Origin of the sequence: Pseudomonas sp. UMAB-40, from assembly GCF_900095275.1 — a bacterium.
Classification (GTDB): domain Bacteria; phylum Pseudomonadota; class Gammaproteobacteria; order Pseudomonadales; family Pseudomonadaceae; genus Aquipseudomonas; species Aquipseudomonas mandelii_B.
Genome location: NZ_LT607555.1, coordinates 274,062 through 293,313 on the forward strand (window position 1 = coordinate 274,062; position 19,252 = coordinate 293,313).

Here is a 19,252-nt window from a genome sequence, read left to right on the forward strand (position 1 = left end):
AAATGGATGACAACCGAAGGCCCATCAAGACGCGCTCTGCGGGCTGGGCGAAATACATCACCGACCTTCTGGTAAAACGAGACATCTCCCCCAATCAGATCTCCGTCGCCAGCATCGCCTTCGCGCTCGCCGGGGCGGTAGCACTGAATGTTGATAACGGCCTTGTCGGCTCGCTCCTCTGCGCCGTCGGCATTCAGCTGCGCCTGCTGTGCAACCTCTTCGACGGGATGGTGGCGATCGAGGGCGGCAAGAAATCCGACATCGGCAGCCTCTACAATGAATTCCCCGACCGCATTGCCGACAGCCTGCTGATCGTCGCGCTGGGGTGTGCCATCGGGTATGCCGATCTTGGCTGGTTTGCGGCGCTGGCCGCGGCACTGACGGCGTATGTCAGGGTGTTTGGTGGCTCGATTGGCCTGAAGCAAAGCTTCATGGGCCCCATGGCCAAGCAGCATCGAATGGCCGTAATGACCGCAGGACTTCTGTTGAATGCCGTCGAGGCCACCGTTTACGGCACTCACTACATTCTTTTGATCGCGCTGGTCATCATCGCGGCCGGATCCGCCGCGACCTGCGTCACGCGAACCCTGGCCATCTCGCGCCAGCTCAAGGGGAATCACCATGTGGATCAGTAACGCGCTGATTTCTGTTCTTCGATTCCTCATCGGCGTCACGGCCCGATGGGAAAGCCCGCCGGACCTGACGCGCCAGCGCATCTATTTCGCCAATCACTCCAGCCACATGGACACCCTGGCAATCATCGCCGCCCTGCCACCGGAAGCCCGAGTGAACGTGAAACCGGTCGCGGCCGCTGACTACTGGGGCAAAAACCGGTTTCTGTCGTACATCTCGCAGAAAGGCCTGAATGCGGTGCTGATCGAGCGTAACCCGGCGCCCGGCGTCAACGTGCTGGAGCCGATTTTCGACGTGGTGCGGGCCGGCCATTCGATCATCATCTTTCCGGAAGGCACCCGCGGCAGCCAGGCGTTGCCCGGTCCGTTCAAATCGGGGCTGTACCGCTTGGCCGAGGCATTTCCCGAGGTTGACCTGGTGCCGATCTACCTGGAAAACCTGCATCGCTCGATGCCAAAAGGCAAACACGTCCCGCTGCCCATCATCTGCACGATCCGTATCGGCGACCCGCTGCAACGGATCAGTGGCGAGGAAAAACAGGTGTTTCTGGATCGGGCGCGTGAAGCGATTGTGAGGTTGTCGGAATGAATCTTGATGAAAAGTTTTTGTGGTTCTTCGGCGCCATCGCCGGCCTGTTGGCCGTAGCTTCGATCATCGGCCGGATACTGGCCAGGCGTGCGACAACGGAAGGCTCGATCTCGACCATCGAAAACCTCAACCAGCGGGTGAATGCCTGGTGGGGCATGGTCATCATCTTCTTCGTGTCCTACCTGCTGGGCGGCAACGCGACGGTCATTCTGTTCGGCTTCATTTCACTGTTCGCCCTCAGGGAGTTCATCACCCTGACGCCGACCCGGCCGGGCGACCATAACGCGCTGTTTTCGGCGTTCTTCATTCTGATCCCGCTGCAATACGTACTGATTGGCACGCATTGGTATTCGTTGTTCACACTGTTGATTCCGGTGTACGCCTTCCTGCTGTTGCCGGCGATTGCGGTGCTGAGTCAGGACACGGACGCGTTTCTGGAGCGGGCGGCCAAGATCCAGTGGGGGGTGATGATTTGCGTCTACTGCATCAGCCACGCGCCGGCCTTGTTGCTGCTGGACCTGGAAGGTTTCCAGGGGCAGAACGCGCTGTTGCTGTTCTACCTGGTGTTTGTCGTGCAGTTGAGTGACGTGTTGCAGTACGTGTTCGGCAAACTCTTCGGCAAGCACAAGGTTGCGCCGTTGGTGAGTCCGTCGAAAACCGTGGAAGGACTGGTCGGTGGCGGCCTGTCGGCCACGCTGATTGGCGGGTGCATGTTCTGGATGACCCCGTTCAGTTTCTGGCAGTCGCTGCTGATGTCGCTGGTGATCGTGGTGATGGGTTTTCTGGGTGGGCTGGTCATGTCAGCGATCAAACGCAGCCTGAGCGCGAAGGATTGGGGAACCATGATCAAAGGTCATGGCGGCATGCTGGATCGGATGGATTCGATCTGTTTCGCGGCACCGATCTTCTTTCACCTGACCCGGTATTTCTTCTCCGCGCCATAAACACTGATAAGCCCTGTGGGAGCGAGCTTGCTCGCGATGACTGAGTGTCAGCCAACATCAATGTTGGATGTGCCGGCCTCATCGCGAGCAAGCTCGCTCCCACAGGGTCAAGTGGTGGTTGGGAGATTGGGGTGGGTCAGGCTTTTAGGCCAACCACCCTTTCCCCGTGCATTTGCTGCAACAACGCGGTGCCACTTGTCATGAATTCGGGCGATCCAGCGGCCCCCGCTTCCACCGCCAGCCCTCCCAGCTGCGCCTGCCCATCCAGCTCGGGAAATTCCTCGATCCGCTGCAACAACCGCCACGCCAACGGGCTCAGCTCGGAAAATTTCACACTCCAGTCCTCGGCCCGGCGCACCAACAATAATGTGGGTTGAGGCGGTGCAATGTCCGGCTGATGATCCGGTCCTACTAACTGCACCGGCCAGGCATAGGCCAACGGCCAGGCCAGCGGCGACACCTGCAACGGTCGCTCCAGGATCAACGCCACATCACTCGGCGCCAACGGCTCGGCCTCGGACTGCTGCAACGCCATCTCGACCCATTCGTAATGCGCCAGCTCCACCATGAACGGCGGCCACTCACGCTCACTCAACGCCTGCGGTCCGGAGGCCAGGAACTCGACAAACTCCTGGGCGATTTCGCCGAACTTCGGGGTACGCGCGCGGTAGTCCCGCAGGAAAATCCGTACCAGCGAACGCCAGCGCTCATCACCGAGAATCTTGATCAGCACCGGAAAGGTCCCGCTGAGCAACAACGACAGGTTGGAAAAAATCAGGTCGCGGTAAACCTGTGCCCGGGCCACATCCATCCCGGCCGGAGGCGCGCAATGATCGGGATCTCGCAGGTACAGGCCCAGTGTGGATTGCTGTTGATGCAGCGAGGGCTTATCCACGGTTCACCCCCTCAGCCTGCAAGCGGCGAATGGTCTGCAATTCCGCCACCAGTTCAGAGAACGCCGGGAAGTTGAAATCCCGCTCTAGCAATGTCGGTTGTGCGCCAAACCGGGCGTAGGCCTGGGCCAGCAACGACCAGACCACCGGTTTCACCGACGCGCCATGGGTGTCGATTTTCAACGTATCGGACTCATCGAAATGCCCGGCCACGTGCATCGCCACCACCCGCCCCGAATCGATGCCCGCCAGAAAGGTCTGCGGATCGAACCCGTGATTGATCGAGTTGACGTAGACATTGTTGACGTCCAGCAGCAGGTCGCAATCGGCTTCACGCAGGACCGCGTTGGTGAAGGTCACTTCGTCCATGTCCTGCTGGGGCGCGGCGTAGTAGGACACGTTTTCCACCGCCAGACGCCGACCGAGAATGTCCTGGGCCTGGCGAATTCGCGCAGCCACGTGATGCACCGCTTCTTCGGTAAACGGCAGCGGCAACAGGTCGTACAGGTGACCGTCATCGCTGCAATAACTCAGGTGCTCGCTGTACAGCGGCACGCTGTATTGATCGAGAAACACACGGACTTCCTGGAGAAACCCGACGTCCAGCGGCGCCGGCCCGCCCAATGACAGGGACAAGCCGTGGCAGGACAACGGAAAGCGCTCGGCCAGGGTTCGTAACGCATGACCATGGGCGCCGCCGATGCCGATCCAGTTCTCCGGCGCGACTTCCAGAAAGTCGAAATCGCCGGTACGGGCGGCCAGGAGGTCCTTCATTAAACCGCGACGCAGGCCAAGCCCGACGGTCGCTTTGGCTGAGGTGATGGGGGTCTGCATGATATCGGTCTCAAGGGTTGCCAGTACGGAATCACAGTTAACCCAAGCGCTGTATCGGGGTTGTGTTCCGGTCCGGCAGTAATTCGCAGCGGTTGTATCGCCGGCGGGTCTGTACACACTTTGGTACAGACCCTTCGGCAGTTGTTACGCCAGGTCGTATTTCTCGCGCACCAGGTGGCCGATGCCGATGCGATCGAGCACGTTCATCGGGCACAGGAAGGTCACGCGAACGGTGCCCGGCAAACGGCTGATGTCGATCGAGCCGGTGATGGTCGCGCGGTTGAGCACTTCGTCATACGGCAGGCCGGTGACCGAAGCGGCGCGTTTCAAGCCGTTCTCGACGGCGACGTTGAGATTCTCACCGCTGCCGATAAAAGTGATCGGGCCACTCTGTTCGATTTCGTGCTGGCCCCAGCGCTCGCCCAGTTCGCGGACTTTTTGCCGTTGTTCGGCATTCATGGGCCGGGCCATCGGCGGCAGATCGTCGAGGTTTTGCAGGAGGATCGGCCCGTCCAGCGTCAGGTTTTTCACCACTTGCACCACCACTTCGGTTTCCCCGGAGCAATCGGTGGCGTGCCCGGCGATCTCGCCGTTGCCCTGCTGGGCATGCATGTCGCCCATGTACACACCGGCCCCCGGCACTTTCACCGGGCAGATCAATACGCAGCCTTCGCGGATCGAGTTGGTGTCCATGTGGCCGTCAGTCTTGGCCGCGTGCAGCTCTTCGCGGGTCATGCCGAAACGGTGCGGTGCATTGATCAGGTATTGGCCGAAGTCGGCGCAGTTGTGCGAGTCGGGCAAGTCACGGGACGGCGTGGTGCCGATGTTGCCGAGGAACGGGCGCATGTGCGCGGCAACGCCGGGGATGTCGGCACGGGCCAGGGACAGGATCGAATGCTGGGCGGCGAATTCCGGCAGCGCCGACATTTCAGAGGCATTGCCGGCCAGTCGGTTGGCGACGTCCTGATTGACGGTCAGGCTGACTTGGTTCTGCGCATCGAACACGATCACGTAGCCATGGCTGAAGCGAAACGCGCTGACCTCGGCGCCGCAGTTGTTACAGCGAATCGACTCCTCGCCAATGCCTTCGACATGGCTGGCCGGGTGGTCGGTGCCGCACTTGGAGCAGAATTTGGCGACGAACGGGTCGCCGTTGTAGCGCCCCTCAACGAAGCTCATGACCCCGGACGATGTCGCCAGCGAGGTGACGCGCATGCTCTTGATCTTGATTGCCACCGCATCGCCGACTTCCGCCCCGGCAATGGACACCGGTTGCGTCACTTCGTGGCCGCCCTCGAAGGCGGGCGTGATCATCGGGCCCCAGCAACCCGGCGGTGTGCCGGTGATCAGGGTGCCGCCGTCGGCCAGAGGGCCGAGCATCGGCTGGCTGGGGCCAATGAGGCCGTTGGTGTACTGATCGACGCGCAGGTGGTTGACGGGAGCGGATTTCAGGTCGGTTTCAGGCAGGAGCGTGGTCATTATTGTTCCCTTCACGGAGTCACGAGCAAAGACGGCCGCCTGTTGCGACGACCCTGAAAAGTGCCTCGACAGCCCCGGGTTTCGGGCGCTGGGTAGCCTTTACAGTTCATCGCAGGTTTGTATCTGGTCTGTGTTCGGAGGGCGCCGCGAATGAAGTGGAATGTATCGGGACGGCGGTTGGATACAGTGCGATACACACCGCCAATCCCCCTGTGGAAGCTGGCTATGTGGGCTTTCGTCGCTCCAGGCCGCGGCGCACGGGGCTAGGACTAAACTTATTGCACGCAGGACGGGCTTATCGTCCTGTTCATTCCCACGACCACCGCCCAGAGGTGTACGCCTCGATAAACAAGGCCTCTGGACCGTGATCCTGCTGAAGGAGCACACGTGATGGACGAGGCCCGACTCAATGATTTCATGGGCAAACTGGTGAACGACATGGGTGGCGCGGCGATGCTCGCCAACGTCATCCTCGGCGAAGAGCTCGGCCTGTACCGGGCCATGGCCGACAGTCAGCCGATCACCCCTGAAGCACTCGCCGACAAGACCGGCTGCAACCCCCGCCTGCTGCGCGAATGGCTCAGCGCCCACGCCGCTTCCGGTTACATGGAACACGAGGGCGGTCAGTTTCGCCTGCCGGAAGAGCAAGCCCTGGCGCTGGCGATCGAAGACTCGCCGGTCTATATCGCCGGCGGTATCGGGGTGGTCGCGTCGTTTTTCCATGACAAGGACAAACTGGTCAACGCCATGCGCGGCAACGGCGCCCTGGCCTGGGGCGATCACCATCCGTGCATGTTCAGCGGCACGGAGCGGTTCTTCCGGCCCGGATACAAAGCGCACCTGATCGCCGAGTGGCTGCCGGCCCTGGACGGCGTGGTCGCCAAACTGCAGGCGGGCGCCAAAGTCGCGGACATCGGCTGTGGCCACGGTGCCTCCACGGTGATCATGGCCCAGGCGTTCCCGGACTCGCGGTTCGTCGGCTTCGACTACCACGCACCATCCGTCACCGTCGCGACCCAACGCGCTGAAGAAGGCGGCGTTTCCGGGCGCGCGCGGTTCTTTCAGGGCACCGCGAAAAGTTTCCCCGGCGACGACTATGACCTGGTCTGCTATTTCGACTGCCTGCACGACATGGGTGACCCGGTGGGCGCGGCAAAACACGCGTATGACGCATTGAAACCGGACGGCACGGTGCTTCTGGTGGAACCGTTCGCCAACGACTCGCTCGACGATAACGTCACTCCGGTTGGGCGGTTGTTCTACGCTGCGTCGACTTTCATTTGCACACCGAACTCGCTGTCCCAGGAAGTCGGTCTGGGGCTCGGCGCCCAGGCGGGTGAGGCGCGGCTGCGCAAGGTGTTTACCGAGGCGGGATTCAAGACTTTCCGGCGGGCCACGGAAACGCCGTTCAACCTGATTCTGGAGGCGCGCAAATAAGTGTCGGATCAGCACCCGGACAGACCGTCTGCCCGGGTGATCGGCAAGTGCTACCCTGCAAACACTCAAGGCCCTCTGGAGTGTTGAAGATGCTTGACCGTCCCACCCACGAACAACTCGACCGACTCCAGCGATTAATGGCCGAGCAGCCGTTCATGGTCCTGACCGGCGCCGGCATCAGTACCCCGTCGGGCATTCCGGACTACCGAGACAACCAGGGCGTGCGGCGTGGCCGGCAACCGATGATGTATCAGGAGTTCCTGTCGGCCCCGGAATCACGGCGCCGCTATTGGGCGCGGGCGATGCTCGGCTGGCCGCGCGTGCGCCAGGCTCAGCCGAACGTGGCCCACGAAGCCCTGGCCAGTCTGCAAAGCAGCCGGCAGATCAGCGGGCTGATCACCCAGAACGTCGACACCTTGCACGATCAGGCCGGCAGCCATGATGTGATCGAACTCCACGGCAGCCTCCACCGGGTGCTGTGCCTGGACTGCGGGCAGCGCAGCGAGCGGGATTCGATCCAGCAACTGATGGAAGCGCAGAACCCCTATCTGGCCGGGGTCGATGCGGTGCAGGCGCCGGATGGCGACACGCTGCTGGATCCGGCGTTCGAGGCGCGGTTCCAGGTGCCGCACTGCCCGCATTGCGCGGGTGAGCGGATGAAACCGGACGTGGTGTTTTTTGGCGAGAACGTCGCGCAGGTGACGGCCGCCAAAGCCATGGCGGCGGTGGAACAGGCGGCGGGATTGTTGGTGGTGGGCTCTTCGTTGATGGCGTATTCGGCGTTTCGCCTGTGCCGGGTGGTGGCGGATCAGGGCAAACCGTTGATTGCGATCAATTTGGGCAAGACCCGGGCGGATGACCTCCTGGAGATGAAGATTGAGGCGTCGTGCGAACAGCTTTTGCCTTTGCTAGCCCAGCGTCTCTCCCCCTGATCACCGCCGCTCCCACAGGGTCTTGTGTTCATCCTGAGGACAATCGCTCGCCCAGGTTTTCGGTTTTGAGGATATCGAACAACGCCTGCGCTGCCGCCGACAGTTCAACCCCAGGCTTGGTCAGCACCCCGATCGCCCGTTCCACCACCGGGTCGCGCAAGGTAATGCACCGTGCGCCCAACTCGCGCATTTGCCCGGCGCACAACGCCGGCACGGCGCTGACACCCAATCCGCTGGCGACCATTCGTCCGACTGTCGCCAATTGATGGCTTTCAAACTCCACCGGCAACTTCATGCCCCGGGCCTGCAAGTGTTCCTCGAGCATCACCCGCACCGTCGACGGACGCTGCAAGGTAATGAACGGTTCCTTGAGCAAGGTCTGCCAATCAATGTCGTGCTGTTGCGCCAAGGGAGAATCGTTCGGCACCACGGCAACGAAACGGTCCATATACAACGGTGTGAATTCCAGCGATGAACTCTGTGTGGGTTCAAACGCCACGCCCAGCTCCACCTGCCGGTCGCGCACCATTTCCAGCACTTGCTCGTTGATCACGTCGTTCACCGTGACGTTGACCTTGGGATAACGGGCGCGAAAGGTCTTGAGAATCGGCGGCAGCAGATTGCCGGCAAACGACGGCATCGCCGCCAGGGTCACGCGTCCGCGCTGGAGGGTGAAACGCTGGCGCAGTTCATCCTCGGCGTTGTCCCAATCCGCAATCAGCCGGCGAGCAAGGGGCACCAGCGATTCGCCTTCCGCCGTCAACGCCACATTGCGCGTGTTGCGGGTGAATAGCCGGCCGCCCAGCCCCTCCTCCAGGGCCTTGATAGTCAGGCTCAAGGCCGATTGCGACAGGTGCAGCCGCTCGCACGCCACGGCGAAACTCAGGCTCTGGGCCACGGCCAGGAATGCACGGATCTGCTTGACTGTCATGGGCGCTGGCTCCAACGTATTACAGATAAGTGATTAGTGAGTTTTATCTATCAATCAACCTTAAAAATCAACTTAACAAATAAATCCTCCAGCGAGACACTCCTACCCCATACGGCTAGCCAGCCGCCCACAAAGAATAAAAGAGGTGCATATGGCAGGTTTCGACAAGCGCGTGAGTTCCTATGAGGAAGCTCTGGCAGGTCTTGAAGACGGCATGACCGTGATCGCCGGCGGCTTCGGCCTGTGCGGGATCCCGGAAAACCTGATCGCCGAGATCAAGCGCAAAGGCACCCGTGACCTCACCGTGGTTTCCAACAACTGCGGCGTCGACGGTTTCGGCCTCGGTGTGCTGCTGGAAGACCGGCAGATTCGCAAAGTGGTGGCCTCCTACGTCGGTGAGAACAAACTGTTCGAAGACCAACTGCTCAAAGGCGAAATCGAAGTCGTCCTGACCCCCCAAGGCACCCTCGCCGAAAAAATGCGCGCTGGCGGTGCCGGCATCCCCGCGTTCTTCACCGCGACCGGCGTCGGCACGCCCGTTGCCGACGGCAAGGAAGTGCGCGAATTCCATGGCCGCAAGTACCTGATGGAAGAATCCATCACCGGTGACTTCGCCATCGTCAAAGGCTGGAAAGCCGACCACTTCGGCAACGTGATCTATCGCCACACCGCCCAGAACTTCAACCCGCTGGCCGCCACTGCCGGCAAGATCACCGTGGTCGAAGTCGAAGAAATCGTCGAACCCGGCGAGCTGGACCCGTCGCAGATCCACACCCCTGGCATCTACGTCGACCGGGTCATTTGCGGCACGTTCGAGAAGCGCATCGAACAGCGCACCGTGCGTAAGTGATCCCCAGCCCCCGGACCTGAAGGAAAAATAACAATGGCACTTTCCCGCGAACAAATGGCTCAACGCGTCGCCCGCGAAATGCAGGACGGCTTTTACGTGAACCTGGGCATCGGCATTCCGACCCTGGTTGCCAACTACATTCCTGAAGGCATGGAAGTCATGCTGCAGTCGGAAAACGGCCTGCTCGGCATGGGCCCCTTCCCTACTGAAGAAACCATCGATGCCGACATGATCAACGCCGGCAAACAAACGGTGACCGCGCGTATCGGCGCTTCGATCTTTTCCTCGGCCGAGTCCTTCGCGATGATTCGCGGTGGTCATGTCGACCTGACCGTGCTGGGCGCCTTCGAAGTCGACGTTGAAGGCAACATCGCTTCGTGGATGATCCCCGGCAAACTGGTCAAGGGCATGGGCGGCGCGATGGACCTGGTGGCCGGCGCAGACAACATCATCGTCATCATGACCCACGCGTCCAAGGACGGTGAGTCCAAACTCCTGTCCAAATGCAGCCTGCCGCTGACCGGCGCCGGGTGCATCAAGCGTGTGCTGACCGACCTGGCTTACCTTGAAATCGAAAACGGCGCGTTCATTCTCAAAGAACGTGCGCCGGGCGTCAGCGTCGAAGAGATTGTCGCCAAGACCGCCGGTAAACTGATCGTGCCGGATAACGTTCCGGAAATGCAGTTCGCTGCCCAGTGAGGAATCATTCCATGCAAGACGTCGTAATTGTTGCCGCCACCCGTACCGCCATCGGCAGTTTCCAGGGCTCGCTGGCCAATGTGTCTGCCGTTGACCTCGGCGCCGCGGTGATCCGTCAGCTGCTGGCGCAAACCGGCCTGGACGTTGCTGAAGTCGATGAAGTCATCATGGGGCAGGTGTTGACCGCCGGTGCCGGGCAAAACCCTGCGCGCCAGTCCGCGATCAAAGCCGGTCTGCCGTTTACCGTGCCGGCGATGACCCTGAACAAGGTCTGCGGCTCGGGCCTGAAAGCGCTGCACCTGGCCACTCAGGCGATTCGCTGCGGCGACGCCGACGTGATCATTGCCGGCGGCCAGGAAAACATGAGCCTGTCCAACTACGTCATGCCCGGTGCCCGCACCGGCCTGCGCATGGGTCACGCGCAAATCGTCGACACCATGATCAGCGACGGCCTGTGGGATGCGTTCAACGATTACCACATGGGCATCACCGCCGAGAACCTGGCGGACAAGTACAACCTGACCCGCGAGCAACAGGACGCCTTCGCCGCAGCCTCGCAGCAGAAAGCCACGGCCGCCATCGAAGCCGGGCGTTTTGCCGATGAGATCACGCCGATCCTGATTCCGCAGCGCAAGGGCGATCCGCTGTCCTTCGCCACTGACGAGCAACCGCGTGCCGGCACCACCGCTGAAGCGCTGGGCAAACTGAAACCGGCCTTCAAGAAGGACGGTTCGGTGACCGCCGGCAACGCTTCGTCCTTGAACGACGGTGCCGCCGCCGTGATCCTGATGAGCGCCGACAAAGCCAAGGCCCTGGGTCTTCCAGTGCTGGCGACAATCGCCGCTTACGCCAACGCGGGTGTCGACCCGGCAATCATGGGCATCGGCCCGGTCTCGGCCACTCGTCGCTGCCTGGACAAGGCTGGCTGGTCCATCGACCAACTGGACCTGATCGAAGCCAACGAAGCCTTCGCCGCGCAATCCCTGGCGGTGGCCAAGGACCTGGAATGGGACTTGAACAAGGTCAACGTCAACGGCGGCGCTATCGCCCTCGGTCACCCGATCGGTGCGTCGGGCTGCCGGGTGCTGGTGACCTTGCTGCACGAAATGATCAAGCGTGACGCCAAGAAAGGCCTCGCCACCCTGTGCATCGGTGGTGGTCAGGGCGTCGCGCTGGCGATCGAGCGGGCGTAAAGCGTTCAACAGACTGCGCGGGGACCCACGAAGAACCGCTGCAGTCTGGCAACACACCCGGTGCGACTCACCTCGCACCGGGTCCCAAACAAAGCAGCTCCCTGTAGGAGCTGTGTGATTACAGGGATTGTTGTTGCGTTGTATCAGGCAAATTTAACCAGGTTCAGCGTGGGCAACGGTCCACCCGGAAACTGCGCCAGCCGCGCACCGACACTCAGTTCCCCAAGATCAATCCCGAAGAAGCCCAATCGCTCGGTCAACCCGATCACCTGAGCTTTCGCCTCGGCGTCATCCCCCGAAACAAACAACACCCGCTGCCCGCCCTCCGCTGCCGGATCGCTTTCCAGCAACCGCGCCGCCAAATGGTTGAACGCCTTCACCACCCGTGCACCGGGCACCCATTCGGCAAAAACCTCACTGGACATACGCCCCTGCAAATCCACGGCTTTGAAGGACGGCGCCTCGATCGAGTTGTTGGCGTCGATGACGATCCGTCCATCAAAATTCGGCAGGCCCGCCAGCGCCGTCGGCAATTTCGACCAGTTGACCGCCACCAGCACAATGGCTTGTGCAGCCGCTTCTTCACGGGTGCCGGCACGAGCCGTTGGTCCGAGCTCGTCCACCAATGAAGCCAAGGTTTCTGGCCCACGGCTGTTGGCGATAACGATCTCAATGCCTTTGCGTGAAAGCGCCCGGGCAAAGGCTGAGCCAATGGCGCCGGCGCCGATGATTCCAATTTTGATCATGATGGTTCACTCCGAGGGGGTTGTCGTTGGCGTGAATACTGCGCTTGCCATTAGGACTTGATTAGACGGTAATGCCTTGAATCATCTTCAAGCATTGCTATCAGGTGTCAGCCATGGAAACCCTTGCCAACCTTGAGTCGTTTGTCCGCAGCGCCGAGACCGGCAGCTTTTCTGCGGCGGCACGTTTACTCGCGCTGACACCCGCGGCGGTCAGTCGCAATGTAGCGATCCTCGAACGAAACATCGGTGTGCGGCTGTTCCAGCGCTCGACCCGCAAACTGTCGCTGACCGAGGCTGGCGAGCGTTTTCTGGCGAGCATCGGGGGCAACCTGGAGGCGTTGCAATCGGCGATCAGCGCGGTGAGCAGTGATCAGGGCGAACCGGCCGGTGTGCTCAAGGTCAGCCTTGCACCGACGTTTGGCATCGATCATGTGCTGCCGCTGCTGCCGGCATTCCTCAAGCGATACCCGCGGATCAAACCGGAATGGCATTTCGAAAACCGTCAGGTGGACCTGATTGCTGAGGGGTACGACGCGGCCATCGGCGGTGCTTTCGAACTGACGCCCGGGGTCATCTCCCGAACATTGGCGGCGGCGCACATCGTGGCGGTGGCCTCACCCGGTTACCTCGCGCAACACAGCCTGCCCGCCAACCCGACCGACCTGGCCCGATTGAACGGCATCGTGATGCGCGGCAGCCGCACAGGACGAATCCGGCAGTGGGTCATGCAGGATGGTGCGGGCAATGAGGCGCAGGCGATTTTGACAGAGAATATCGTGCTCAACGACCCGGCGGCCATGCGTGAAGCGGCGATCCTTGGGCTGGGCGTGTCGCTGCTGGTATTGCCGGACGTGGCCGCGAATATCCAGCGCGGCGAACTGGTGCGCCTGTTGCCCGATTGGCATGCCGATGCGGGGCCGATTTCGTTGTACTACCCGAGCCGGACGTTGATGCCGGCCAAGACTCGGGTGTTTATTGATTTTGTGGTGGAGGCATTCCAAAAGAAGACCGAGTAATCGCTCATCGCGAGCAGGCTCGCTCCCACAGGGTTTTGTGTTCACCGCAGATCCACTGTGGGAGCGAGCCTGCTCGCGATGAGGCCAGCCCAGTCACCCCAAAAATTGCAAGATTAACCAACTGTTAGCCCCACTGATCACCCCAAACAACCCCCACGCCAACACCCGCGTCGGCCAGCGATTCACAAACGGCCCCATGAGTTTGTGATCGTTGGTCATGCGAATCAGCGGGTACAACGCAAACGGCAACTGCAGACTCAACACCACCTGACTCAACACCAGCAACTTGCCGATCGCATTGTCACCCATCAGCCAGACGCCGATGAACGCCGGGATCAATGCCAGCCCCCGGGTAATCAGCCGTCGTTGCCAGCAGGGAATCCGCAGGTTCAGATAACCTTCCATGATCACCTGCCCCGCGATGGTCCCGGTAAACGTCGAACTCTGCCCCGACGCCAGCAAGGCCACCCCGAACAACACACTGGCCAAGGCGCCGCCCACCAGCGGGTCGAGCAAGTGATAGGCGTCCTGGATGTCCACCACATCGGTATGCCCGCTCTGGTGAAACGCCGCCGCGGCGAGGATCAGGATCGCCGCATTGACCAGCAGCGCCAACGCCAGGGAGCCAATGGTATCGATCCGCGCCAGTTTGACCGCGTCCTGCTTGCTGGCCAGGTCCTTGCCGATCATTCGGGTCTGTACGATCGAGGTGTGCAGGTACAAGTTATGCGGCATCACCGTGGCCCCGAGAATGCCGATGGCCAGGTACAGCGGCGCGGCATCGCCAATGGCTGACAGGGACGGCGTGAAACCACGGGCGACGTCCGGCCAGTACGGCTTGATCAGCAGCAACTCGACGATGAAACACACGCCGATGGTGCTTACCAGCACCAGCATGATCGCTTCCAGGCGGCGGAAACCACGGTTTTGCAGGGCCAGCACCAGCAGCGTGTCAAACGCGGTCAGTGCGATGCCGACAGTCAGCGAACAGCCCAGCAGCAAGTGGAAGGCCAGCGCACAGCCCAGCACTTCCGCCAGATCGGTGGCGATGATCGAGATTTCCGCCAGCACCCATTGGGTCCGCGCGGTCCGGGTGCTGTAGCGCTCCCGGGACAGCTGCGCCAGATCGCGGCCAGTGGCGATGCCCAGGCGCGAGCACAAACACTGCACCCACCATCCCCGCCAGACTCGCCAGCAGCACCACGAACAACAGGCTGTAACCAAAACGCGAACCGGCCTCGATGGCGGTCGCCCAGTTGCCCGGGTCCATGTAGCCGATCGACACCAACAAGCCAGGCCCGGCAAAGCGCAGCATGCGCTTGAAGAATGAAGCACGGGGGTCAACGACTACGCTGCCCGCCACTTCCGGCGGGCAAAACGGCGCAGTGGCAACTTTGGGCAAACTGAATTTCACGCAAACATCCGTCGACAGGTGGAAAAGCGCAGCTTAGACGTTTCAGCCCGTGCGCCCAAGGGGCAGATGCCCGGGTATCAGGCGCCGTGGCGGCGGAAGAACAAGGTCACCTGGCCCAGCTCGACACCGAACTTGGTCATGGCTGAGCGATTGGCCATGGTGTTTTCGTCCAGCAAGTACATCCAGTCGTCGAAATGCACCTGGTAGACCTTGTCGTCCACCGGCAGGCTGAGTTCATAGCGCCAGTGCAGCGCGTTGCCGGCGACCTCACCGCGGGACTCGCCGACCACATCGCCGGCCGTTCCGCGCCAACGGCCAGGGCCGTCCGGGTACAACGTCCAGACGCGGGTCTGCTTCGTGCCATCGCTGTAGGTAAAGGCTTCATGCATGATCAGGTTCTGGCCGTCCATTCGGCTGTTGATCAGCACATGAAAGCGCTTGATCACCTCGCCCGAGCGCTTCTGGAACATTCCCCAGCCATCCACTCGCCCGACGAAGAACCCGGGTAAATCCAGCTTGGGGTTTTGCTCGCTGTAGTGCTGCACATCGATGCTGCAACCGGCCAGGCAGACGCACAACACCAGCAGCAGATTCTTCAGCATTGTCCTGCACCTCAAGGCTTGGCGTTGCCCAGCAACTGCTGGCGCAACTCGGGATTACGTGTACGTGGGTCGAGCCAGATATCGAAAAAGGCCTTGGCAAATTGCGGGTCTTTCACTTCGTGTTGCGGCTGCTGGCCGACAAAGAACCGCGCGCCCTGCCCCGGCAAATAAACGCCGGTAATGCGCGTGCCGGCTTTTACATCGACGAACGACTGTTGCATCTGCGCCTTCCAGCGCTCGAGTTGCTCGGTGCTGACCGAGGCACCGGACAACCGCTTAATTTCATCGACACTGGCCTGCACCAGATCATCGCGGGAAATGCTGCGCTGATAGATCAGTTCCAGGGCAAACGGCTGGTCCGGCGCCAAGGGTCGAGCCGCACTCCAGAGCCGAGCGTTGTACACATCGAACCCGAACACCCGAAACTCACCGGTGCCAATGATCTGCGCGCCGGGCAATGCCTCCTGCCAATTGGCCAAGGCCTGGGTGCCTGACAATCCCAGCAACAACACACCGTGATACAAGCGCAACCGGAGTCTGTTCATCGCGTTTTTTTCACCATGGGCATCTGTTAAAAACTTATACGCAAAGCTTCAATTTGTACAATTATTTGAGTCGCAAGCTTTGTATACAAAACCCCCTCATTCCTAGAGCAATCCTGCTTCCGCAGTGCTAACGTTGGCGCCTCACTCAGGTCGGAGACGTGTGCGTGTTGATGCTCAAACTGCTGGTGATTCCAGGCTTTCTCTTGTTGATTTCCCTGGCGGGCAAACGCTGGGGTCCCAGCGTGGCCGGTTGGCTGTCGGGATTGCCGGTGGTGGTCGGGCCGATTCTGTTCTTCCTTGCCATCGAACAAGGCCAGGTGTTTGCCGCTCAATCGGCGACGGCGGCGTTGTCGGCGATGTTCGCGATGATTGCCTTCTGCGTAACCTACGCCCAGGTCGCTCAACGGGCGGGATGGCCATGGGCGTTGACGATTTCACTGCTGGTCTGGGGTGTCGTGGCCGTGATGCTCTCGCTGATTCCACCCTCGCGGGTGTTCTCGGTGATCGCGGCCGCCACCGCGCTGCTGGCGGCGCCGTACCTGTTTCCCAGCGTGCAACCCATCATTACAGGCCCGGCGCCGAAGTCCGACAGACTGCTGCTGCGCATGATCGCCGGCGCCCTGCTCACCCTCGCCGTGACATTACTCGCCAGCACCGTCGGCGAAGGCTGGAGCGGTTTACTCGCGGTGTTCCCGGTGCTCGGCAGCGTGATGGCGGTGTTTTCCCAGCAAACCCGCGGCCCGGCGTTTACGGCTGCATTGCTGCGGGCGACGGCGACCGGCATGTATTCGTTCGCGGCGTTTTGCCTGGTGTTGGCGCTGGCGTTGCCCGACATGGGCATGAACGCCTTTGCCCTCGGTGTTGCGGTGTCCGTGGGAATGTTGGGCATTACCAGGCGCTTGCTGGCGCGGCCGGTCAACCCGACGACCGAGACTGGACGATCAGCGATCAAACGCTAAGCTCCTTCACATCCAGAGGGCCAGGATGTCGCCCGCTACGTGCTGAAGGAACAGACATGAGTCTCGCATCGTCCCTCGTCCGTACCCCCCACTCAGCCACCGCCGTCGGCGTGATCGCGATCGTTCTCTGGTCCTGCCTCGCGCTATTGACCACCCTCACCGAAGGCATTCCCCCCTTTGAACTGCTGACGCTGAGCTTCGGCATAGCATTTGTGGCGAGCCTGGTGATTCTCGGTCGACGCGGGCTCGCTGGCTTCAGTAGCTGGCGACAGCCCTGGGCAGTATGGGTGACCGGGTTCGTGGGCATTTTCGTTTATCACGCGCTGTATTTTTTCGCGCTCAAAGTCGCCCCGGCGGCCGAAGCCAGTCTGATCAACTACCTGTGGCCGCTGTTGCTGGTGCTGCTGTCGGCGTTCTCGGCCGGGGAAAAGCTGCACAAACGGCAAATGCTCGGCGCGCTGTTGGGGCTGGCCGGCACCGCGTTCATCATGCAACAACACGGCCCGGAGGCTGGCGCATCGATGCCCATCGCCGGCTATCTCGCGGCCTTCGGCTGTGCGTTGATCTGGGCCGGTTACTCGGTGATCAACCGCCGGTTCAACAACGTGCCCAGCAGCATCATCGGCGGGATCTGCGGTATGTCGGCCGTGTCCGGTCTGATCTGCCACCTGACCTTCGAAACCACGGTGCTGCCTGATCCCGGGCAATGGACCGCGATTGTGGTGCTCGGCCTCGGGCCAGTCGGGTTGGCATTTCTTGCCTGGGACCACGCCACCAAACACGGCAGTCTGGCGACGCTGGGGGCACTTTCCTACCTGGCGCCGTTGATTTCGACATTATTGCTGCTCGCCGTGGGACGCAGCCATGCCGGCCCGATTCTGATCGTCCCTGCCGTGTTGATCATCGCGGGGGCGGTGATCGCCACGTCAAGAGCAAGCGATAGAGCGCCCGCAACACGTTCGATTGTTCCGAACGAGTAGCGCAAGAACCTTGTACGTCAATCGAACAGGTTTGCCCCACCATCAGCCTCAGTTCCTACCCACTGACTGAGGCCAACACCATGAAGTTCTTTTTCCACCCTTCGCCGAACCCGATGAAAGTTGCCCTGCTGCTTGAAGAACTGCAAACGCCCTATGAATTGATTGGCGTTGATACGTTCAAGGGCGAGCAACACTTGCCAGCCTTTCTGGCGATCAACCCGAACGCCAAGGTTCCAGCCCTGATCGACGGTGATGCCACCGTGTTTGACTCCCAGGCCATCCTGCTGCATTTGGCGCAAAAGCATCAGCGCTTCCTGCCGACCACCGTCGCCGGCCAAGCGGAGCTGCTGTCCTGGCTGATGTTCATCGCCACCGGCCTGTCGCCGTTCTCGGGTCAAGCCGTGCATTTCCTGCACCACGCGCCGGACGACCTGCCCTACGCGAAAAACCGCTACTTCAAGGAAGTCGAACGCCACTACCGCGTGCTCGACCAGCGTCTGGCCGATCATCAATACCTGGCCGGCGACACTTACAGCATCGCCGACATGGCACTGTGGGGCTGGGCCAGCTACGCGCATTACATCCTCGGTGAGAACGGTCTGGCGGCTTACCCGAACGTCAAGCGTCTGTTCGATGAAATCAGCGCTCGCCCCGCCGCCCAGCGTGCGCAAGGGTTGAAAGAGAAGCTGGTGCTCAAGGCCGAGTTCGACGAAGAAACCCGTCGTAACCTGTTTCCGCAGAATCAGGCGTAAGAATGTTTGGAGGTGAATATTTGTGGCGAGGGAGCTTGCTCCCGTCCAGCTGCGAAGCAGTCGCCATTCCTGCCAGTGCGGTTTATCTGAATAAGCGCAGGGGCCGCTTCGCAGCCCAGCGGGAGCAAGCGCCCTCGCCACCGGGGAGCCTCCAACCGTTATTGCGCGCTGGAATGCATTACAGCCTCCATGGGATGATTGCGGCGAATGCGCCATCATCCCTGGAGTTTCCGAATGTCATTGTTGAGTAAAAAAGCCGTTGTCCTGTTACTGACGGCGGCCGCCAGCCTGGGGGCGTTGAATGCCTATGCCGCCAAGGCCACTGCCAGCGATAAAGCGCCTGCACAGGAAGTCTCGATGCTCGGCGGCAAGTTCAAGTTCACCCTGCCCAAGGGCTTCATCGCCAACCCGCTGCCGGCCGGCGACGCAGCCACCGGAACTGCCGGGGCAACGGGCACCATGTACACCAACCAGACCACCAAAACCGTCGTAATCGCCGCTGAAAACACCATTCCCGGTGGCGCCAATGTCAAGGATAACGACGGTCCGTTCCTCGACTCCGCGGCGGCCGACTTCGCCACCGAACAAGCCAAGGCGCTGCCTGACTTCACCAAACTCAGCGAAAAAAGCCTGACCCAGAAAGGCACCGGCCTCGGCTTGCGGCAGATCGACAGCACCGCCACCCAGGGCGGCGGCAAAACCCTCGACACCACCGTGATGGCCGCGTCCAACACGCGTATGGCGATCGTTCAGGTGATTTCGCGCCTCAGCGACAATGGCGGCCACGAGACGCTGGTCAAACAGATCGTCAGCGGTAAATAAGAT

General features: G+C 61.2%; 20 protein-coding genes and 1 pseudogene. 13 read left to right on the forward strand and 8 right to left on the reverse strand.

Annotated features, from left to right (window positions below):
* The first annotated feature begins 2 nt into the window (after positions 1–2).
* From K0F88_RS09555 to K0F88_RS09565, 3 genes are read left to right on the forward strand one after another with little or no spacing between them, the layout of a single operon-like run.
* On the forward strand, positions 3–635 hold the full coding sequence (locus K0F88_RS09555; protein WP_094471801.1) for a CDP-alcohol phosphatidyltransferase family protein: 633 nt from the start codon (positions 3–5) through the stop codon (positions 633–635).
* On the forward strand, positions 622–1,221 hold the full coding sequence (locus tag K0F88_RS09560) for a 1-acyl-sn-glycerol-3-phosphate acyltransferase (RefSeq protein ID WP_094471800.1): 600 nt from the start codon (positions 622–624) through the stop codon (positions 1,219–1,221). The genes K0F88_RS09555 and K0F88_RS09560 overlap by 14 nt, the downstream gene beginning before the upstream one ends.
* Positions 1,218–2,165, forward strand: a complete 948-nt coding sequence (locus K0F88_RS09565) for a phosphatidate cytidylyltransferase (RefSeq protein ID WP_094471799.1) — start codon at positions 1,218–1,220, stop codon at positions 2,163–2,165. The genes K0F88_RS09560 and K0F88_RS09565 overlap by 4 nt, the downstream gene beginning before the upstream one ends.
* A gap of 136 nt (positions 2,166–2,301) precedes the next feature.
* Here K0F88_RS09565 and K0F88_RS09570 read toward each other — a convergent pair whose 3' ends face one another.
* The 3 genes from K0F88_RS09570 to K0F88_RS09580 all read right to left on the reverse strand — a co-directional run bounded on the left by K0F88_RS09570 (position 2,302) and on the right by K0F88_RS09580 (position 5,371).
* On the reverse strand, positions 2,302–3,060 hold the full coding sequence (locus K0F88_RS09570; RefSeq protein WP_219094905.1) for a DUF2063 domain-containing protein: 759 nt from the start codon (positions 3,058–3,060) through the stop codon (positions 2,302–2,304).
* The gene (locus K0F88_RS09575; protein WP_094471798.1) at positions 3,053–3,892 is read right to left on the reverse strand and encodes a DUF692 domain-containing protein; all 840 of its coding nucleotides are present in this window, start codon (positions 3,890–3,892) and stop codon (positions 3,053–3,055) included. Before K0F88_RS09575 ends, K0F88_RS09570 begins: the two co-directional genes overlap by 8 nt.
* A gap of 144 nt (positions 3,893–4,036) precedes the next feature.
* Complete coding sequence (locus K0F88_RS09580; protein WP_094471797.1) at positions 4,037–5,371, reverse strand: acetamidase/formamidase family protein; 1,335 nt, start codon at positions 5,369–5,371, stop codon at positions 4,037–4,039.
* Positions 5,372–5,761: 390 nt separating this feature from the next.
* Between K0F88_RS09580 and K0F88_RS09585 the strand changes: the two genes are divergently transcribed.
* Complete coding sequence (locus K0F88_RS09585) at positions 5,762–6,808, forward strand: class I SAM-dependent methyltransferase (protein ID WP_094471796.1); 1,047 nt, start codon at positions 5,762–5,764, stop codon at positions 6,806–6,808.
* A gap of 89 nt (positions 6,809–6,897) precedes the next feature.
* Positions 6,898–7,740: an NAD-dependent protein deacetylase gene (locus tag K0F88_RS09590; RefSeq protein ID WP_094471795.1), complete on the forward strand. Its 843-nt coding sequence runs from the start codon at positions 6,898–6,900 to the stop codon at positions 7,738–7,740.
* A gap of 28 nt (positions 7,741–7,768) precedes the next feature.
* Here the strand turns inward: K0F88_RS09590 and K0F88_RS09595 are convergent, their stop codons facing one another.
* Complete coding sequence (locus K0F88_RS09595) at positions 7,769–8,671, reverse strand: LysR family transcriptional regulator (RefSeq protein ID WP_219094906.1); 903 nt, start codon at positions 8,669–8,671, stop codon at positions 7,769–7,771.
* 151 nt (positions 8,672–8,822) lie between these two features.
* On the opposite strand from K0F88_RS09595, the gene K0F88_RS09600 reads away from it, so the two are divergent.
* From K0F88_RS09600 to K0F88_RS09610, 3 genes are read left to right on the forward strand one after another with little or no spacing between them, the layout of a single operon-like run.
* Positions 8,823–9,521 carry a CoA transferase subunit A gene (locus tag K0F88_RS09600; RefSeq protein ID WP_219094907.1) on the forward strand — a complete coding sequence of 233 codons (699 nt, stop codon included), beginning with the start codon at positions 8,823–8,825 and terminating at the stop codon, positions 9,519–9,521.
* Positions 9,522–9,554: 33 nt separating this feature from the next.
* Complete coding sequence (locus tag K0F88_RS09605) at positions 9,555–10,220, forward strand: CoA transferase subunit B (RefSeq protein WP_219094908.1); 666 nt, start codon at positions 9,555–9,557, stop codon at positions 10,218–10,220.
* An 11-nt stretch (positions 10,221–10,231) separates the two neighbouring features.
* Positions 10,232–11,413, forward strand: coding sequence for an acetyl-CoA C-acetyltransferase (locus tag K0F88_RS09610; RefSeq protein ID WP_219094909.1), 1,182 nt, complete (start codon positions 10,232–10,234; stop codon positions 11,411–11,413).
* A gap of 143 nt (positions 11,414–11,556) precedes the next feature.
* Here K0F88_RS09610 and K0F88_RS09615 read toward each other — a convergent pair whose 3' ends face one another.
* Positions 11,557–12,159 carry an NADPH-dependent F420 reductase gene (locus K0F88_RS09615; RefSeq protein ID WP_219094910.1) on the reverse strand — a complete coding sequence of 201 codons (603 nt, stop codon included), beginning with the start codon at positions 12,157–12,159 and terminating at the stop codon, positions 11,557–11,559.
* 113 nt (positions 12,160–12,272) lie between these two features.
* Here K0F88_RS09615 and K0F88_RS09620 point away from each other — a divergent pair, with 113 nt between their 5' ends.
* Positions 12,273–13,175 (forward strand): LysR family transcriptional regulator, encoded by a 903-nt coding sequence (locus K0F88_RS09620; RefSeq protein ID WP_219094911.1) that lies wholly within the window; start codon positions 12,273–12,275, stop codon positions 13,173–13,175.
* A 93-nt stretch (positions 13,176–13,268) separates the two neighbouring features.
* Here K0F88_RS09620 and K0F88_RS09625 read toward each other — a convergent pair.
* The 3 genes and pseudogenes from K0F88_RS09625 to K0F88_RS09635 form a co-directional block, all read right to left on the reverse strand.
* Positions 13,269–14,490: pseudogene (locus K0F88_RS09625) on the reverse strand (Nramp family divalent metal transporter).
* Between the two features lie 176 nt (positions 14,491–14,666).
* A complete protein-coding gene (locus K0F88_RS09630; RefSeq protein WP_094471789.1) occupies positions 14,667–15,191 on the reverse strand; it encodes a DUF3833 domain-containing protein in 525 nt (174 codons plus the stop codon).
* Between the two features lie 11 nt (positions 15,192–15,202).
* Entirely contained in the window at positions 15,203–15,736 is a 534-nt protein-coding gene (locus K0F88_RS09635; protein ID WP_094471788.1) for a chalcone isomerase family protein, read from the reverse strand.
* Between the two features lie 164 nt (positions 15,737–15,900).
* On the opposite strand from K0F88_RS09635, the gene K0F88_RS09640 reads away from it, so the two are divergent.
* From K0F88_RS09640 to K0F88_RS09655, 4 genes are all read left to right on the forward strand, one after another.
* Positions 15,901–16,695 carry a hypothetical protein gene (locus K0F88_RS09640; protein WP_094471787.1) on the forward strand — a complete coding sequence of 265 codons (795 nt, stop codon included), beginning with the start codon at positions 15,901–15,903 and terminating at the stop codon, positions 16,693–16,695.
* 56 nt (positions 16,696–16,751) lie between these two features.
* Positions 16,752–17,675: a DMT family transporter gene (locus tag K0F88_RS09645; protein ID WP_094471786.1), complete on the forward strand. Its 924-nt coding sequence runs from the start codon at positions 16,752–16,754 to the stop codon at positions 17,673–17,675.
* 80 nt (positions 17,676–17,755) lie between these two features.
* Positions 17,756–18,427, forward strand: coding sequence for a glutathione S-transferase family protein (locus tag K0F88_RS09650; RefSeq protein WP_219094912.1), 672 nt, complete (start codon positions 17,756–17,758; stop codon positions 18,425–18,427).
* A gap of 234 nt (positions 18,428–18,661) precedes the next feature.
* Positions 18,662–19,249 carry a hypothetical protein gene (locus K0F88_RS09655; RefSeq protein WP_094471785.1) on the forward strand — a complete coding sequence of 196 codons (588 nt, stop codon included), beginning with the start codon at positions 18,662–18,664 and terminating at the stop codon, positions 19,247–19,249.
* The last annotated feature ends 3 nt before the right edge of the window (positions 19,250–19,252 follow it).

What these genes read in the sequence shown, in the direction of transcription:
- K0F88_RS09555 (WP_094471801.1), top strand. Translation starts at nt 3, where the DNA reads ATGGATGACAACCGAAGGCCCATCAAGACGCGCTCTGCGGGCTGGGCG.
- K0F88_RS09560 (WP_094471800.1), top strand. Translation starts at nt 622, where the DNA reads ATGTGGATCAGTAACGCGCTGATTTCTGTTCTTCGATTCCTCATCGGC.
- K0F88_RS09565 (WP_094471799.1), top strand. Translation starts at nt 1,218, where the DNA reads ATGAATCTTGATGAAAAGTTTTTGTGGTTCTTCGGCGCCATCGCCGGC.
- K0F88_RS09575 (WP_094471798.1), bottom strand. Translation starts at nt 3,892, where the DNA reads ATGCAGACCCCCATCACCTCAGCCAAAGCGACCGTCGGGCTTGGCCTG.
- K0F88_RS09580 (WP_094471797.1), bottom strand. Translation starts at nt 5,371, where the DNA reads ATGACCACGCTCCTGCCTGAAACCGACCTGAAATCCGCTCCCGTCAAC.
- K0F88_RS09585 (WP_094471796.1), top strand. Translation starts at nt 5,762, where the DNA reads ATGGACGAGGCCCGACTCAATGATTTCATGGGCAAACTGGTGAACGAC.
- K0F88_RS09590 (WP_094471795.1), top strand. Translation starts at nt 6,898, where the DNA reads ATGCTTGACCGTCCCACCCACGAACAACTCGACCGACTCCAGCGATTA.
- K0F88_RS09595 (WP_219094906.1), bottom strand. Translation starts at nt 8,671, where the DNA reads ATGACAGTCAAGCAGATCCGTGCATTCCTGGCCGTGGCCCAGAGCCTG.
- K0F88_RS09600 (WP_219094907.1), top strand. Translation starts at nt 8,823, where the DNA reads ATGGCAGGTTTCGACAAGCGCGTGAGTTCCTATGAGGAAGCTCTGGCA.
- K0F88_RS09605 (WP_219094908.1), top strand. Translation starts at nt 9,555, where the DNA reads ATGGCACTTTCCCGCGAACAAATGGCTCAACGCGTCGCCCGCGAAATG.
- K0F88_RS09610 (WP_219094909.1), top strand. Translation starts at nt 10,232, where the DNA reads ATGCAAGACGTCGTAATTGTTGCCGCCACCCGTACCGCCATCGGCAGT.
- K0F88_RS09615 (WP_219094910.1), bottom strand. Translation starts at nt 12,159, where the DNA reads ATGATCAAAATTGGAATCATCGGCGCCGGCGCCATTGGCTCAGCCTTT.
- K0F88_RS09620 (WP_219094911.1), top strand. Translation starts at nt 12,273, where the DNA reads ATGGAAACCCTTGCCAACCTTGAGTCGTTTGTCCGCAGCGCCGAGACC.
- K0F88_RS09630 (WP_094471789.1), bottom strand. Translation starts at nt 15,191, where the DNA reads ATGCTGAAGAATCTGCTGCTGGTGTTGTGCGTCTGCCTGGCCGGTTGC.
- K0F88_RS09635 (WP_094471788.1), bottom strand. Translation starts at nt 15,736, where the DNA reads ATGAACAGACTCCGGTTGCGCTTGTATCACGGTGTGTTGTTGCTGGGA.
- K0F88_RS09645 (WP_094471786.1), top strand. Translation starts at nt 16,752, where the DNA reads ATGAGTCTCGCATCGTCCCTCGTCCGTACCCCCCACTCAGCCACCGCC.
- K0F88_RS09650 (WP_219094912.1), top strand. Translation starts at nt 17,756, where the DNA reads ATGAAGTTCTTTTTCCACCCTTCGCCGAACCCGATGAAAGTTGCCCTG.
- K0F88_RS09655 (WP_094471785.1), top strand. Translation starts at nt 18,662, where the DNA reads ATGTCATTGTTGAGTAAAAAAGCCGTTGTCCTGTTACTGACGGCGGCC.